Raw genomic sequence first — 14890 nt, forward strand, 5'->3', positions numbered from 1 at the left:
GTAAGTTATAAGTTGATCGAGCGTGTCAGATACAAATGTGAAATGAGCTGTTGTAGGCGTGGAATTTATTTCGCGTTAAAACAAATTGCACAAAGAGAACATAATGAGAAGACAATGAGGGAAAACAATAGATTACTTGTTGTATTCTCTTAAGCGCAGCGCCTCTTATCCTCTTTGTGCGTAAAAGATTTTTTCTAACCACAGAGGTCACAGAGAACACAGAGGAAGAGAAGGAGAGACCATTATCTCTTTGTAAATATTGTTTTCTCTGTGTAGCGCGAAGCGCCTCGGTGTGCTCTGTGGTTCAAATTGTCTTTTTCACAAAGAGAACTGAATGAGAAGACAATGAGTGAAAATAATAGATTACTTGTTGTTTCCTCTAAAGCGCAGCGCCTCTTATCCTCTTTGTGAGTTAAAGATTTTTTCTAACCACAGAGGTCACAGAGAGCACAGAGAAAGAGAAGGAGAAACCATTATCTCTTTGTAAATATTGTTTTCTCTGTGTAGCGCGAAGCGCCTCGTTGTACTCTGCGGTTCAATTTGTCTTTTTCACAAAGAGAACAGAATGAGAAGACAATGAGGTAACCATAGAAGTCAGTTTAATCTTTTCCTCTAAAGCGAAGCGTCTCTTATCCTCTTTGTGAGTTAAAGATCTTTTTTCTAACCACAGAGGTCACAGAGAACACAGAGGAAGATAAGGAGAGACCATTATCTCTTTGTAAATATTGTTTTCTCTGTGTAGCGCGAAGCGCCTCGGTGTACTCTGTGGTTCAAATTGTCTTTTTCAAAATGTTTTCTCTAAAGCGAAGCGCCTCTAATCCTCTTTGTGCAAAAATGTCTTTGCCGTAGGCGTGAAATTTATTTCGCGTAAAACAAATTGCACAAAGAGAACATAATGAGAAGACAATGAGGGAAAACAATAGATTACTTGTTATTTCCTCTAAAGCGCAGCGTCTCATATCCTCTTTGTGAATCATAGAAGTGTTGCGCGATATAAAATCGCGCCTGCGGTCTGACCGCTAGGTATTTTAACTTTCCTGCTCAGCTTCTTGCTGTGCTAATTTTTCGCGATCTGCCTTTGAGATGTATGCCGGTTTATTGCTTTTATGCAACTTTGCATTGGCACGCTTATCTTTTTGCTTAAGTTTAGTGAAGATCTTTTTTCTGCGGTTCATGAGTCTAACAAACGAATTAATAGGGTGAATGGCTATTGTACCTTGTTGTTATTTTTAAGCGATACATTTTACTTAAATTAGAGATATCATGTCCTGGTCAGAATCGTTACAATTAACGAGTACCTTTAAAAATCTTTTTAAACTCTGGAGCTTATCTTGAAACATTCATTACTTGCTGCATTCTTATTAACCGCCTTCTCTAGTCAGGCAACTGTGTCTGAGCAAAGTGAAAAGCTGGCTAACTACGCGGTAGAGCAATATCAACAAGCGCAAATTCATACCTTAGAGAATTTAGTTTCTTACCCAACGGTGAATAAAGAAGGTTTAGCGACTCCTGATAACCCAGATTTCATTGGCTTTAAGTCGTTCTTAAAAATGAAAGCGGCGCAGTTTGGTTTTGATTATCAAGATTTAGGTTACACAGTATTAATTGGCATGGGTAACCAAGCTGATAAAGTAACCATAGTAACCCATGGTGATGTGCAACCAGCCGATGCCAGTAAATGGCAGCAAAGCCCATTTAAAATGGATAAAACCTCTGAACCTGGAAAGCTAATTGCCCGTGGTACAGAAGACGATAAAGGTGCTATTGCCACAGCATTGCATGCAATGAAGGCGATTAAAGATAACGGCATTACTTTAAATAACCGTATTGAATTAATGGTTTACCTTGCAGAAGAGTCTGACTGGGCACCACTCGAAGAGTTCATGAAAACCTATCAGCAACCCAAATATGCTGTCACCATTGATGCTTCATACCCTGTGGTTGTTGCAGAAAAAGGCTGGAGCTTAATTGCGCCGACTTTCTCAGCAACCTCTGCAAAAACAGGCTTATATGTAAGTAATTTAAAAGGCGGTGCTTTTGTTAGCCAGATCCCTGAAGATGCCAGTGTGCTTGTGCATAACGCCGATGCTGCGACAGTAGCTAAATTACACGACAATGTCGCTCAGCTTAAAAACGTAAAAGTGGCGATGACAGAGCAAGATAATGGCTTGTTAGTGCAAGTGAAGGGGATTTCAGCGCATTCATCTGAGCCAGAAGCGGGTGAAAATGCCATTGCGTACCTTGCAGAAATCTTTAAAGGTATTGATCTTGAGAACAATAGCGATGGTCAAGCAATTGAGTTTATTAATCAGCTAATTGGCCTTGATTTATATGGCGCGCAATTCGGTGAAATTGCTTACAAGCATGATTTTATGGGGCCGATGACTGTTTCGCCAACGTTATTAAGCCGCGATGGTAACGATATTAAATTGTCGGTTAATATGCGCCGTCCTGTTGGTAAACAAAAAGCTGTTCTCAAACAGCAAATTAATGAAGCACTTAGCGCTTGGCAAACCACTAATAATGTCACTTTAAAAGACACAAAAGTGGTAATTGGTACGCCAATGCTGTTAGATGGTGCACCTCACGCCCAAGCTTTACTTGATATCTTTAAGCATTTTACGGGCGATAAAGACGCGGGCTTTGTGTCAATCGGTGGTGGCACCAATGCTAAGCTATTTGATAATGCTGTTTCATTTGGTCCATCAATGCCAGGTAAAAAGTACACAGGTCACTCAGAACATGAGTTTATTACCGAAGAGCAGTTAGCGCTGAACTTAAAAATGTATACTGCAATGATGATGAAGCTAGGTAATATGTAATTCTATAAACTGAAAACGCCGCTTTATAGCGGCGTTTTTGTTTAAAACTGTTGACTCATTTCTGTTTAGAATTGGGCAACAAACTTGAGGTTGTAGAGTTCAGCTGAGCCGCTTTCAGTGTAATTAGCGGTTAAATAATATTTATCATTAATAAAGTACTTACCTTGTAAAACGAGTTCCGAATCATCCAAACCTGCACCTATGGCATAGTGTTCGCCAAAGTAATAGCTGATCATGGCATTACTTGCTGAATCATTAACGCTGTCTTGATGGCCAACATCAACGGTAATGTAATGGCTGCCGCTTAAGTGATTAAAGTATCTGGCCGAGAGATTCCAAACGTCGAGTTCATCATCTGTTTCTGCGCTAAAACCAAGGTAATCCTTATCGTTGATTTGGAGGTTATACTGCGCTTTCAAGCGGAAATAATCATCACCATATTCACGCACATCCCTATTTACAGAAACTTTTAAGGCATCGGCAAATAAGTAGCCTATACCTAGAGTGTAATTGTCTAAATCCCTCACATCCCTTATATCGGCTACAGCAAACCAGTTATTTAAAAAATACTCGCCAAATATACCAATGTCATTGTAATAGTCTCCTCCTGAGTAATTGACTAGGATGTTTGAATCTGTATCTAGGTAGCCATAATCATCGAGCACACCTGAGCTCTGCTGCTCTTCAAAGTAATAATGGCTTGCTAATTGGTAGCCATTAAAGCTATATCTGTCATGTTCTACGTGAGTGTAATTGATACTATTGAACCACTGTTTACTCACCTGTTGCTCTGTTGCTCTGTTGCGGCTGTTGAATAGCTTGAATAAGCGAGCGTTGCAAGTGCAATAGGGGCTAGTTGTTTAAACATACATATCCTTGTTGTATTTGGTTTTTGTTCCATAAAGATAATACAACAAGCAGGAATTTACATTGTAATAAAGTGTTGTGGGCCTGTTAGAATATGAAAAGGCCAAGCAGTGCTTGGCCGAACGGGATTAATTAAGCTTTGTGGTGAGTGATATCTCAGCATTCATGAGTTTTGAAATAGGGCAGCCTTGCTTGGTTTGCTCACAAAGTTGCTCAAATTTTTCAGTCGAAATATCACTTATCTTCGCACTAACATCTAGTGCGATATGGCTTACTTCGAAGCCATCGTCAACCTCATCTAGGCTAATGGTTGCTTTGGTGGTTATGTCGTCAGCCACAAAGTCTGCTTCGGTTAGTGCCAGCGATAGCGCCATGCTAAAACAACTGCTATGAGCAGCAGCAATAAGTTCTTCGGGGTTAGTGCCCGGTTTGCCTTCAAAGCGGGTGTTAAAGCCAAATGGCTGTTTATCAAGTGCACCGCTTTCACTAGAAATGTAGCCTTTGCCAGATTTAATATCACCAGACCAACTCGTATGTGCAGATTTTTTAATCGTCATCGTCATCTCCTTTGTAAATTTTTTCGGCAACCGTGAAAGGCTTTCAGGGTTTCGTGCCGAAAAGTGTGAGTTAACGATATAGTTGCAACTTAAACGCCAATATTTCTTTTCGCTTCGCGCTTGCAACGCTCAGAGCAATATTTAACATGTTGCCAGTCTCGTTGCCACTTCTTACGCCACACAAATGGCCTGTCACATACGGGACAGGTTTTGCTGGGTAAATTAAGTTTTTTATGTGCCATGACGTTGCCTTTTTAGGCTAATCACATGCTTACGCAGTAAGGCTTTTGTGCCGCGTTTTACATCATCACGTTCTCGGAATGACCATAATCGCTCACGTGCTTGCTTGGCAGCCTTTTCTATATCGACCATGGGCTCGGGGTAGTCTTCGCCTAGTTTAAAGTTATTAAACAAAGCTTCCATTGGCGGCAGTTGCCATGGCTGGTGGATATCTTCTACAGGCAGCTCTTTAAGCTCAGGACACCATGTTTTAATAAATATGCCATCTGGGTCTTTATCTTCAGATTGCTTTATTGGGTTATATAAACGAATGATGTTGGTTCCTGTGACCGATGCTTGCATTTGGATTTGTGGGTAATGAATTCCCGGTTCAAAATCTAAAAAATAACGCGATAAAATTAAACTAACAGGATGCCAGTGAATGTTCATATGGTGGGTCATAAAGCTGACTAACATAGCGCGCATTCTAAAATTAATGTAACCAGTTGCTTTGAGGCAGCGCATACAGGCATCAATAATAGGAATGCCTGTTTGGCCTTGCTCAAAGCGATTTAGGTGCTCATCAAGGTGATCATCATCGCGATAAGGGTAGTGCTGGTAGCCTGTGTTTTGCGGAGCAAACTCCATGCTGCATTGAGTTTCAAACTTTTGCATAAAATGGCAATGCCAATGTAATCGTGACTCAAAGGCATGCAATGAACGTCGCCAACTTTTAGGTTGTTTTGGTAGGTAGTATCTCAATGTTTGATAAACCTGTCTTAGGCTTAAATTCCCCCATGCTAAATATGGAGAGAGTCTTGAGCATGAATCTCTACTTTTTGATGGGCTTGAAATACCGCTTTGGTAGCCTTTAGCTCGCTGTTCTATAAAGTTTTTAAGACAGGCTCTTGCTGCATGAGGGCCGCCATATTGAAACTGAGGATCGTGGTTTAGAAAGTCGTCAAAACACTCTGCTGCTTGATAATTATTAGGTAGTACGGCTTTAAAAGCTTGCCAATTTGGTTTTACGAGAGGTTGGTTCATCACCTCGTGCCAATGAGTTTGCCAATCAAACTGTTTTGGTCGTGCTCGTTTTACTCCTCCTAATGGCGTTTCATGCCATGGAATAGCTTTATTATTTAGCCAGAGTTTTACTTGTTTATCTCGCTCGAAAGTGTTGTAAAGCCCAATTTCTTCATGACTATAAACTCCAGCAATTTCAAACTCGTCATTGAGTGTTTCTAGCAATGTAATCATCTGTTGATTATAAATGGCGATTTCAGCGTTGTATTTTTCGAGCTGTTGGTTGATGTCTTTAAGTGACTGAGCAACAAAACGCCAGTGCCTTAAGCTGTAATGGGGGTCTTCGAGTAGTAGGGGCTCAAAACTATAAATAAGTAAGCAAGGCAGGTCTGATGCAATCGCACTGGCAAGTGGTTGATGATCAGAAAGTCTTAGGTCACGTTTGAACCAAACAAGATTCACTTTTTGCTTATTTGAGCTTGCCATAATCGTTGTGTTGGAAAATTGTTTTGCTCTTCATACGGAACAAGTTACAACTTCGATTAATTGCTAACGCAATCCACAAAGTTTCCACATTTGTTGCATATTGCCCACACACTTTTGGTTGGCATTCAGATTATGCTTACGGTCAATTGAATGACATAAGAGGTTCGCTATGAAGCATTTATCTGCACTTTCTGTTTTAGCTATTTCGTTGTTAGCCACAGCGCCCGCTTGCTTTGCTCGCGACCATCAAGGCGGTCCACCTCCACGACCTGACTTTACGACGATTGACATTGATGGCAATGGGGTGATTGATTTTACTGAGTTTAGTGAGCAGCCTATGCCAGAAGATATGCTGCAAACCATTTTTAATGACATGGATGCTGATCAAAATGGTGAAGTAACTGAAGACGAGTTCAACAACCATAAACCACCAAAACGTAAGGAAAATCAACGATGATCAACAGTGTTTCATCGAGTGCGAATTTTCAGCCCATGCAACGACCGCAAGCAGAGCCGTTAACCAGTGAACAAACAGAGTTAATGAATGAAACCTTAGCTCAGTTTGATCATGAAAACTTAACTGCAGAAGATGCACAATCTATTATGCAAACATTTATGGACGCAGGTATTCAACCTGGTCAAGAAATGGAAGCAATTATGGCTGAAGCTGGCTTTGATGCCGCTGAAGTCGGTGAATTAGGTCGTCCTGAAGGTGAACGCCCGCCTGGTCCACCACCGCCGCCGCCAAGTGGTAACTCACTAGAGCAGGTTGATACTGAAGAGGTTGTCAGTTATTTAGATGAGTTGTTAGCGCAATATTCTGGTCAACTGGGAGAAGAAGATAAAGAAGCGATTCTAGCCTCTGTGCAAGAAAAGTTTGCTTTATCTGAAGGTGATTCGCTGTTATCGGTCACAGCGTAAATCACAAAGCGGTCATGATGACCGCTTTTTTATACTTTGCTGATTATAGTGCTGCAGCAAATGTGTTGATTTCGTTTTTCGCTGCTTCTAGACTTTGCTCTGCGTCTGGCATCGCTAGGCCCTCAGCATAAATAAAGTGAACGTCAGTCATACCCACAAAACCAAGTACATCTTTTAAGTATTTAGTTTGTGTATCCATGTCGGTGCCTTGATAAATACCACCACGCGCTGCAAGTACCACTACTTTTTTGCCTTCAACTAAACCTACAGGGCCTTGCTCAGTGTACTTAAAGGTAATACCTGCACGGGCAATACGATCAATCCAAGCTTTAAATGTCGAAGGAATACCAAAGTTATACATTGGCATTCCAATAACGATTAACTCGTTGTCGTTAAGTTCAGCGATTAAATCGTCAGATATTGCAGCAAGTGCTTTTTGTTCATCACTGCGTTCGTTTGCATCAGTCATCCAGGCAGCCATTTCTGTCTGCGTTAAGTGAGCAATGGCATTGTCGCTTAAATCGCGAGTTGTTACTGAAATTTGTTGGTTGTTAGTAAGCTGCTCAACAAATTGTTGGCTAAGCTTGGTTGAATTACCTTGTTCACCATTTAAAGATGAATTTAACACAAGTACTTTCTTCATCATGTCACCTAAGAAAACTGAATTTGTGCAGTCATTATAATTAGCAAAAAATAAATTAATAATGCTTTTAATCGAGTACTTTGTTCGTTTTAAACGAATGATTGTCAGAGGTGAAATTTCTTACATAGTCTTTTATTTTCTTTTAATGTTATTCTTTAGGAACAATAAAAAATGAAATGGACTTTAAGATGAAGTACTTACTGCTTTCACTATTTGCGGTACTAAGCTTAATGCCCCGTGCTGCTGAAAACACGCAACTCCCTGTAGAATCATTCGCCTCTTTACGGGCTTTTAGTCAAGTAAAACTCTCACCAAATGGTAGTCATCTATCGTTTATTCGAAATGTAAATGGAGAGTTGGTGTTAACGGTTTATAACCGTAAAACAGAAGAAGTCAACTCTCTGATCCGCTCAGATAACCACACTATTTTCTTTGATTGGTATGAGTGGGCGAATGATGAAGTTTTGTTGATAGGTGCACGCCGTATCCAACGTCAATTTGGTGGCCCAAAATATTCAACAACTTTTATGTATGCTTATAACATTAACGATAAAGGCAAAGTTAGACCAGCCAATGAAGCAGACTTTAATCGTGACAAGCGCCAACCGCAATTTGGCGATCAGGTCATCAGTTTTTTACCGAGTAAAAAAGACAAAATCTTAGTGCAAGGTGACTTTGATTTTGCTAATGCGCCAGGTGTGTATGAACTTGATTTATATACACTTCGTAAAAAGAAAGTGCAGCGTTCATTCAACAAAGTTACCGATTGGATTATTGACCGCCAAGGCAATGTACGTATTGCCCTTAAAATGGATGAAGACGAATTTGAATATATTCTATATGACGAAGATAGAGATAAACGTAAAACATTATTCAAATATAAAGCATTTAGCCCTGATGTAGTAAGTGTTTTGGGCTTTGATAAAGACCCTAATATTATTTATTACAAAGCACTTAAAGATGGCTACGATGCGCTTTATAAAATGAACCTAACGACCATGAAAAAAGAGTTAGTGTTTAGCGATGATAACTCTGACTTCGACGGTCATATATTTTATTCACCTTTAACTGGTGAAGTCGCAGGGTTTACTCACTCACAGCTTGATTAGGGGATCCATTACTGGGATGAAGATTTAAGCAATCTTTATAATGGCTTACGCGCTGTACTGCCAGCAGATAAGTTTGATATTGATATTATTGATACCAGCAAAGATCAGCGTCAATATGTGGTTTTGGTTACAGGTGAGCAAATCCCCGGCACCTATATGTTAGGTAACCGTGATACGAATGAGTTAACAGTATTTGTATCGGCATTTCCGGATATTGATGACACAGTTTACAGCGGTAAAAAGAAAATCAGTTATAAAGCCCGTGATGGTTTAACTATTGAAGGGTATTTAACTTTACCTGTGGGTTATAAAAAAGGTGATAAATTGCCTACCATTGTGTTCCCACATGGCGGCCCAATGGCTCGAGATTACGCAGACTTTGACTACTGGACTGCGTTGCTTGCCTATAATGGTTATGCAGTGCTACAACCAAACTTTCGTGGTTCAAGTGGTTATGGTCATGAATTTGAAATGGCTGCTGTACAAGGTTTTGGTAAAGAAATGCAAGATGACTTGCAAGATGCCGCGAATTGGCTTGTTGGTGAAGGTATCGCTAAAAAAGATAAAATCTGTATTGGTGGAGCAAGTTATGGTGGTTATGCCGCACTAATGGCGGTGGTTAAGCACCCTGAAACATTCAAATGTGCGGCCAGCTTTGCTGGTGTCACAGATCTTGAGCGTATTGTTAGTAAGGCACGATATTTCACCAATAAAGAAATTGTGCGTAAGCAATTTGGTACTGATGGCGATAAATTAGAAAAGGTCTCGCCAGTTAATTTTGCAAAACAAATTAATCGCCCAGTGTTACTCGTTCATGGTTCTGATGATAACGTGGTGCCTGTTTATCATAGCCGAGAAATGGAAGATGAGCTTAAAGACGAAGGCAAAGACGTAACCTATATTGAGCTTGAAGATGGTGACCACTACTTGTCGCATCAGCCGTATCGAATTAAAACATTGAAAGCGTTTTTAGAGTTCTTCGATAAGAATTTGAAAAACTAAAGAGAAAAGGCGACTTCGGTCGCCTTTTTGAATTAAGTTTCTGGTAAAAACCAAGCACTAATAGCGCCTACCAAGCCTAAAAGGCTATAAAATAATATAAGCTCGGCGGTGCTTAAGTACGCATTTAGTAAGCCAACGCTGCCAAGTAACAGTAAGATAACCCCGATCACTGTATTACTAACAGAGACATAGTCTGTACGCTTGTTACCTTCTGCCATATCAACAAGATAGGTTTTACGGCCAAGGCGTACTCCTTGATGAGCTACAGTGAGTAAAAAATAACACAGTGGTAATAACCAAAACTCATTGAGAGTGGATGGGCTTAAGTAAGCAATCAAATAAACAGCAAAGCCATTAAAAGTAACGAGTATCGCAGCAAGCACTAAAACGCGGCGACTAGATAAATCACTGAGCCTACCCCAAATAGGAGCGGATACTAAGTTTGCTAGTCCTGATAGCGCCATAAACGTAGCAAGCAATGAAAAGTCGAAAGCTTGTTCACTGGCAAGTACGATATAAAAAGGGGCGCTTAAGGCCGAGCACAATAACAATGCACGAGTAATTATAAAATGTGCAAATTGCTTGTCTTGGTAAAGCAGTTTTAGTTTTTTAAGAGCATGTAGCAAGCCGTTTTCAGCGCCTTCTGTTGCGCCTTTGTATTCTTTAATACGACTGTAACTAAGCGCTGCGAGAACCCACATAAGCACAGCTAGCATCAGTGCAATATACACTCCATTCTCATAACCAAGACTTTGTAGATACCACAAACCAAGACCGAAGGTGAGTGTTGCAAATCCGGCAAAGCTGGCAGCAAGACCACTTATACCTCCGCGCTGTTGTTTAGGAATAACCTTACCTAATACATCTTTTGCAGCAATAGAGTTAAAGCCGCGAGCAAGGCTAAAAACAATCAAAAGAGCAATAATAGCAAACCCAGCGTTTGTACCTTGCAGCGTTAAAGCACAAACCAACATGCCCAAAATACACAAAGCCTGCACAATCGCGCCAATTACCCACACCCACTTTCTGACAGGCAGCTTACGAATGGCACTTGCTATCGCCAGCTGTGGCAACATAGAACCTGATTCACGAATAGGCACAAGCCAAGCAATAAAACTGCTCGGCACATTAATGCTTTGTAACAGCCAAGGCAGGGTTACCTTTGGGTTTAACAAGGCATCGGCAAACTTACTAAATAGTTGGCTCACTAATAAGGTAATAAAATTGCCGGGTACGACTTTACAAGCCGCCTCATCAATTGCTTTGCAGGCACGGGCATCTTCGGTGTTACTAAGGCGTTGGTATATGTCTTCTTTGCTGAGTTTTTTCATATAGTTAGTATTTATGAAAAAGGGCCGTTAAGCCCTTAAAAATCATCTTTAGAGTGGCGTTCAGCTAATTGTTCAGCTTCATCACCCCATGTGCGGTTTACTCGGCGACCACGTTTTACGGCAGGGCGACGTTCGATTTGTTTTGCCCAGCGTATTACATGACTATATGACTCGACATCTAAAAACTCAGCTGCATCATATAAATAGCCAAGCACTAGGCTGCCATACCAAGGCCAAATAGCAATGTCGGCAATTGAGTATTCACTGCCCGCCATATAATCATGGTCACTTAGGTGACGGTTTAACACGTCTAACTGACGTTTAACTTCCATTGTGAAGCGGTCAATCGGATACTGCATTTTATAAGGTGCATAACTATAAAAATGGCCAAAACCACCGCCTAAGTAGGGGGCAGAACCCATTTGCCAAAACAGCCAATTGCGACATTCTGTTTTACTAGTATGATCGCTTGGGATCAGTGCATCAAACTTCTCTGCTAAGTACTGTAAAATAGCCCCTGACTCAAACACGCGAGTAACAGGTGTAGTACTGTGATCCATTAAGGCTGGAATTTTTGAATTAGGATTTACACTAACAAACCCAGAAGAGAATTGATCACCATCGCCGATCTTAATTAAAAATGCATCGTAGTCGGCTTCATCAATACCTAGTTCTAATAGCTCTTCGAGCATAATGGTGACTTTTTGACCATTCGGTGTTGCAAGTGAGTAGAGTTGAAGGTTGTGTTTACCAACGGGCAAGTCTTGTTCGTGGGTCGCACCTGAGACCGGGCGATTAGTCTTAGCCCATTCACCACCGTTTTCTGCATCCCATTGCCACACTTTAGGTGGCGTATAACTGTCGGTATTACTCATTGAAACTCCCTAAATTGTGCTTTAATGAATGTTATTACGAGATTACCATCCTAGTTGATCAACCTAAGCAAGGGAAGTAGAGTTATAAAATAGTATTATGTCGATATTGTTAACTTGTTAAGTTTAAATAATTTTCAGGAGGCTGTTATGAAAAAGCATGGCTTAGCTATTGGTTTAGAGCGAACAGGCACTACCTTTTACCTCACCTTAAAAGTGGTGGGTAAATTGACTCACGACGATTATTCGACCTTAACGCCACTGGTTGATAATGCACTTGCTTCGGTGCCTCGGGTCAAAATGAGAGTGTTTGTAGATATAACAGAGCTTGAAGGATGGGAATTACAAGCGGCGTGGGATGATTTTAAATTTGGCTTAAAACATAACAAAGAGTTTTGTCGCATTGCGGTACTGGGTAATAAAAAATGGCAACAAGTTGCTAGTAAAGTTGGTAATTGGTTTACCAGTGGCGAAGTTAAGTACTTTGAAGATGCAACAATCGCTCGCGAATGGCTATATGAACAAGGGCATAAGTGACAGACTATAATCAATTAAAGGTCGCAACATTTAATTTATATAATTATTTAGCGCCACCTGACGCATTTTATGATTTTCAGCGTATTTATAGTGCTGAGCAATGGGCCAAAAAGCAGCGCTGGTTGGCCGATTACCTTAAGAATCAGCAGCCAGACATTATTGGCTTTCAAGAAGTGTTCAGTATCAATGAACTGAAACAACAAGTTAACGCAGAGGGTTACCCCTATTTTGCAGTAGTTGATGAGCCAACTGTTATTGATGACTTTATTTATCGCGATCCAGTTGTCGCGATTGCCTCACGTTATAAAATTGTCGATGTAAGTCAGGTTGAGGCAGAGCAAGATGATGCTTTAGCCATGGGCTTAAGCGCTAATTTCAACTTTAGTCGCCGCATTATTCGCGCGACACTTGAAGTACCTCACTTAGGGCACGTCGATTGCTATGTGGTGCACTTTAAATCAAAGCGCAGCATGCTCCATCATCAGGATGATGAAAGCCACAGTGAACAGCAAAACTTAGTTATGCAGTTAAAATCACAAGCTCTTGGGCGCTGGGCATCCAGCATACAGCGTGGCAGTGAAGCCGTATTGTTACTCGTTGAAATTATTAAACGCAGAGCACACAGCAATAACCCGGTGATTGTAATGGGGGATTTTAATAATGAGTTACACGATGGTGTGCTTAACCACCTAATAGCTGATCATCTTCGCTTTAGCGGTCATAGGCAAAATAGCCCATCTCGTTCAGAGTTTAAACTACAAGATAGTTGGCAACTGTATCAGCGCCATGTTGTAATCGAAAATGATAGAGAAGCAACCCTCTATTTTGGCAGTAGCAGCTCAGTGTTTGATTATATTTTGTTATCCCGAGAGTTTGATGCCGGGTTTCAGGGTAGCTTTTTTGAAGTGGTGGATTATCACACCTACGATCAGCACTTGATCAACCCGCAATTTGCCTATGATGATCAAAGCACCGACCATGGCGTTGTGATGGTGACAATGAAGCTGAGAAGCTAGAAGCTAGAAGCTTTAAGTTTAAAGCTTCAGGTTCTTTTGTTTATCACGCTTTGCCATAATATAGCCAATGAATGCGCCGCTAATTGCGCCGAATAAATGGCTTTCGAATGAAATATGGATGCGCTGCGGAAAGACACCCCAAATCAGGCCGCTGTATAGCACAACAACCGCAATACTGATTAAGATGGCTTTGAATGAGCGGTGCATAATGCCGTAGCAAATTAAGTAGCCCCATAAACCGTATATAACACCACTTAGTCCAACATGAATGTTGCTGCGACCAAATAGCCATACTAATAACCCACCAATGAGCGCAGTACCAGTAAATACCAGCCAAAAACGTTTTACGCTAAATTGGCAAACTAGCCATGCAAGAATAGCAAAAGGCACTAGATTACTAAAAAGGTGCGCCCAACCACCATGTAAAAATGGCGCAAAAAACACCCCTGATAGACCTGACATTTGCCTTGGTAAAATCCCTAAACCATTCAAATTGATGCCGGGTAGGGTATTAATTATTTGCAGTACCAAGCACACCAGCATAATGCCTAAAATGGCGAATCGCTTACTACTGATAGGAGGAAGTTTGACAGCTTTTTTTTCAGTCATGATGAGAAGCTCTTAAATCAAGGTGACCGAATGAGTATAACTTATTAAAAGTGAAGGTAAACACCCTGCTAAGCAAGGTGTTTACTAAAGGCTTGGGTTAACCTAATTTGGTAAGTAGTTTTTTCGCAGCAAGCTCTGAACTTGCAGGGTTTTGCCCTGTGATTAGTAGGCCATCTTCAATCGCAAGCTCGCCCCAATCATCGGTTTTTTGATACTGACCACCTTGTTTGATTAACTCATCTTCAACAAGTAATGGCACTACATTGGTAAGCTGTACGGCGTCTTCTTCTGAGTTACTAAAGCCAGTTACTTTTTTATCAAACACTACAGATTTACCAGCTGCATTTTTCGCATTAAGTAATACTGCACTGGCGTGACACACTGCACCCACTGGCTTATCTGAATTAAGAAATTGCTCAATTAAATTGATCGAATCTTGGTTATCAACTAAATCCCATAACGGACCATGGCCGCCTGGGTAAAACACCGCATCGTAATCACTGGCTTTTACGTCAGCCAGAGGTTTTGTATTAGCCATTAAGGTTTGTGCTGCGCTGTCTTGATCAAAGCGTTTTGTAGCATCAGTTGCAGCATCAGGTGCCGCACTGTTTGGATCAATCGGAGGTTGGCCACCTTTAACAGAGGCTAAAGTTACCTCTGCACCAGCATCAATAAAGGCGTAGTAGGGCGCGGCAAATTCTTCAACCCAAAAGCCCGTTTTATGGCCGGTATCGCCAAGCTCATCGTGTGAAGTAAGTACCATTAAAATTTTCTTAGCTGACATAGTGAATCCCTTTTTTGCTTATTAAACATCGTTAATAACACTATAGGGGTGAAAATCGAGTTAAACAACGCAGATAAGTTTGACTTCATTGG

The 14890-nt window shown here is 40.9% G+C and carries 17 protein-coding genes; 7 read left to right on the forward strand and 10 right to left on the reverse strand.

Annotation, left to right across the window (positions count from 1 at the left end):
- Window positions 1-1028: 1028 nt before the first annotated feature.
- Window positions 1029-1175 carry a DUF2986 domain-containing protein gene (locus tag L1264_RS04245; RefSeq protein ID WP_105174679.1) on the reverse strand — a complete coding sequence of 49 codons (147 nt, stop codon included), beginning with the start codon at window positions 1173-1175 and terminating at the stop codon, window positions 1029-1031.
- 156 nt (window positions 1176-1331) lie between these two features.
- Here L1264_RS04245 and L1264_RS04250 point away from each other — a divergent pair, with 156 nt between their 5' ends.
- Window positions 1332-2822, forward strand: a complete 1491-nt coding sequence (locus L1264_RS04250) for a dipeptidase (RefSeq protein ID WP_199527029.1) — start codon at window positions 1332-1334, stop codon at window positions 2820-2822.
- 65 nt (window positions 2823-2887) lie between these two features.
- Here L1264_RS04250 and L1264_RS04255 read toward each other — a convergent pair whose 3' ends face one another.
- The 4 genes from L1264_RS04255 to L1264_RS04270 form a co-directional block, all read right to left on the reverse strand.
- Window positions 2888-3604, reverse strand: a complete 717-nt coding sequence (locus L1264_RS04255) for a putative porin (protein WP_199527028.1) — start codon at window positions 3602-3604, stop codon at window positions 2888-2890.
- A gap of 213 nt (window positions 3605-3817) precedes the next feature.
- Window positions 3818-4246: an OsmC family protein gene (locus L1264_RS04260; protein ID WP_138558840.1), complete on the reverse strand. Its 429-nt coding sequence runs from the start codon at window positions 4244-4246 to the stop codon at window positions 3818-3820.
- Window positions 4247-4335: 89 nt separating this feature from the next.
- Window positions 4336-4488 carry a DUF2256 domain-containing protein gene (locus tag L1264_RS04265; RefSeq protein ID WP_135925712.1) on the reverse strand — a complete coding sequence of 51 codons (153 nt, stop codon included), beginning with the start codon at window positions 4486-4488 and terminating at the stop codon, window positions 4336-4338.
- The gene (locus tag L1264_RS04270) at window positions 4478-5974 is read right to left on the reverse strand and encodes a cryptochrome/deoxyribodipyrimidine photo-lyase family protein (protein WP_199527027.1); all 1497 of its coding nucleotides are present in this window, start codon (window positions 5972-5974) and stop codon (window positions 4478-4480) included. The genes L1264_RS04265 and L1264_RS04270 overlap by 11 nt, the downstream gene beginning before the upstream one ends.
- A 169-nt stretch (window positions 5975-6143) precedes the next feature.
- On the opposite strand from L1264_RS04270, the gene L1264_RS04275 reads away from it, so the two are divergent.
- Window positions 6144-6431, forward strand: a complete 288-nt coding sequence (locus L1264_RS04275) for an EF-hand domain-containing protein (RefSeq protein ID WP_063700317.1) — start codon at window positions 6144-6146, stop codon at window positions 6429-6431.
- The gene (locus tag L1264_RS04280) at window positions 6428-6895 is read left to right on the forward strand and encodes a hypothetical protein (RefSeq protein WP_199527026.1); all 468 of its coding nucleotides are present in this window, start codon (window positions 6428-6430) and stop codon (window positions 6893-6895) included. Before L1264_RS04275 ends, L1264_RS04280 begins: the two co-directional genes overlap by 4 nt.
- A gap of 43 nt (window positions 6896-6938) precedes the next feature.
- Here the strand turns inward: L1264_RS04280 and L1264_RS04285 are convergent, their stop codons facing one another.
- A complete protein-coding gene (locus L1264_RS04285) occupies window positions 6939-7538 on the reverse strand; it encodes an FMN-dependent NADH-azoreductase (protein WP_199527025.1) in 600 nt (199 codons plus the stop codon).
- A 188-nt stretch (window positions 7539-7726) separates the two neighbouring features.
- On the opposite strand from L1264_RS04285, the gene L1264_RS04290 reads away from it, so the two are divergent.
- A complete protein-coding gene (locus L1264_RS04290) occupies window positions 7727-8647 on the forward strand; it encodes a hypothetical protein (RefSeq protein ID WP_235403675.1) in 921 nt (306 codons plus the stop codon).
- A gap of 117 nt (window positions 8648-8764) precedes the next feature.
- Complete coding sequence (locus L1264_RS04295; protein ID WP_235403676.1) at window positions 8765-9649, forward strand: alpha/beta hydrolase family protein; 885 nt, start codon at window positions 8765-8767, stop codon at window positions 9647-9649.
- A 32-nt stretch (window positions 9650-9681) separates the two neighbouring features.
- On the opposite strand, the gene L1264_RS04300 is transcribed toward L1264_RS04295, so the two are convergent.
- Together L1264_RS04300 and yghU are read right to left on the reverse strand one after the other, a co-directional pair.
- The gene (locus L1264_RS04300) at window positions 9682-10980 is read right to left on the reverse strand and encodes an MFS transporter (RefSeq protein WP_199527024.1); all 1299 of its coding nucleotides are present in this window, start codon (window positions 10978-10980) and stop codon (window positions 9682-9684) included.
- Between the two features lie 35 nt (window positions 10981-11015).
- Window positions 11016-11855: a glutathione-dependent disulfide-bond oxidoreductase gene (gene yghU, locus L1264_RS04305; RefSeq protein ID WP_135925705.1), complete on the reverse strand. Its 840-nt coding sequence runs from the start codon at window positions 11853-11855 to the stop codon at window positions 11016-11018.
- 147 nt (window positions 11856-12002) lie between these two features.
- On the opposite strand from yghU, the gene L1264_RS04310 reads away from it, so the two are divergent.
- Window positions 12003-12389: an STAS/SEC14 domain-containing protein gene (locus L1264_RS04310; RefSeq protein WP_135925704.1), complete on the forward strand. Its 387-nt coding sequence runs from the start codon at window positions 12003-12005 to the stop codon at window positions 12387-12389.
- Complete coding sequence (locus L1264_RS04315; protein ID WP_199527023.1) at window positions 12386-13405, forward strand: endonuclease/exonuclease/phosphatase family protein; 1020 nt, start codon at window positions 12386-12388, stop codon at window positions 13403-13405. The genes L1264_RS04310 and L1264_RS04315 overlap by 4 nt, the downstream gene beginning before the upstream one ends.
- Before the next feature lie 18 nt (window positions 13406-13423).
- Here the strand turns inward: L1264_RS04315 and L1264_RS04320 are convergent, their stop codons facing one another.
- Window positions 13424-14014 carry a rhomboid family intramembrane serine protease gene (locus L1264_RS04320; RefSeq protein WP_199527022.1) on the reverse strand — a complete coding sequence of 197 codons (591 nt, stop codon included), beginning with the start codon at window positions 14012-14014 and terminating at the stop codon, window positions 13424-13426.
- Between the two features lie 97 nt (window positions 14015-14111).
- Window positions 14112-14798, reverse strand: coding sequence for a type 1 glutamine amidotransferase domain-containing protein (locus L1264_RS04325; RefSeq protein WP_135925701.1), 687 nt, complete (start codon window positions 14796-14798; stop codon window positions 14112-14114).
- Between the last annotated feature and the right edge of the window lie 92 nt (window positions 14799-14890).

The organism is Pseudoalteromonas sp. APAL1 (assembly GCF_021532475.1).
In the GTDB taxonomy this organism is placed as follows: Bacteria; Pseudomonadota; Gammaproteobacteria; order Enterobacterales; family Alteromonadaceae; genus Pseudoalteromonas; species Pseudoalteromonas lipolytica_C.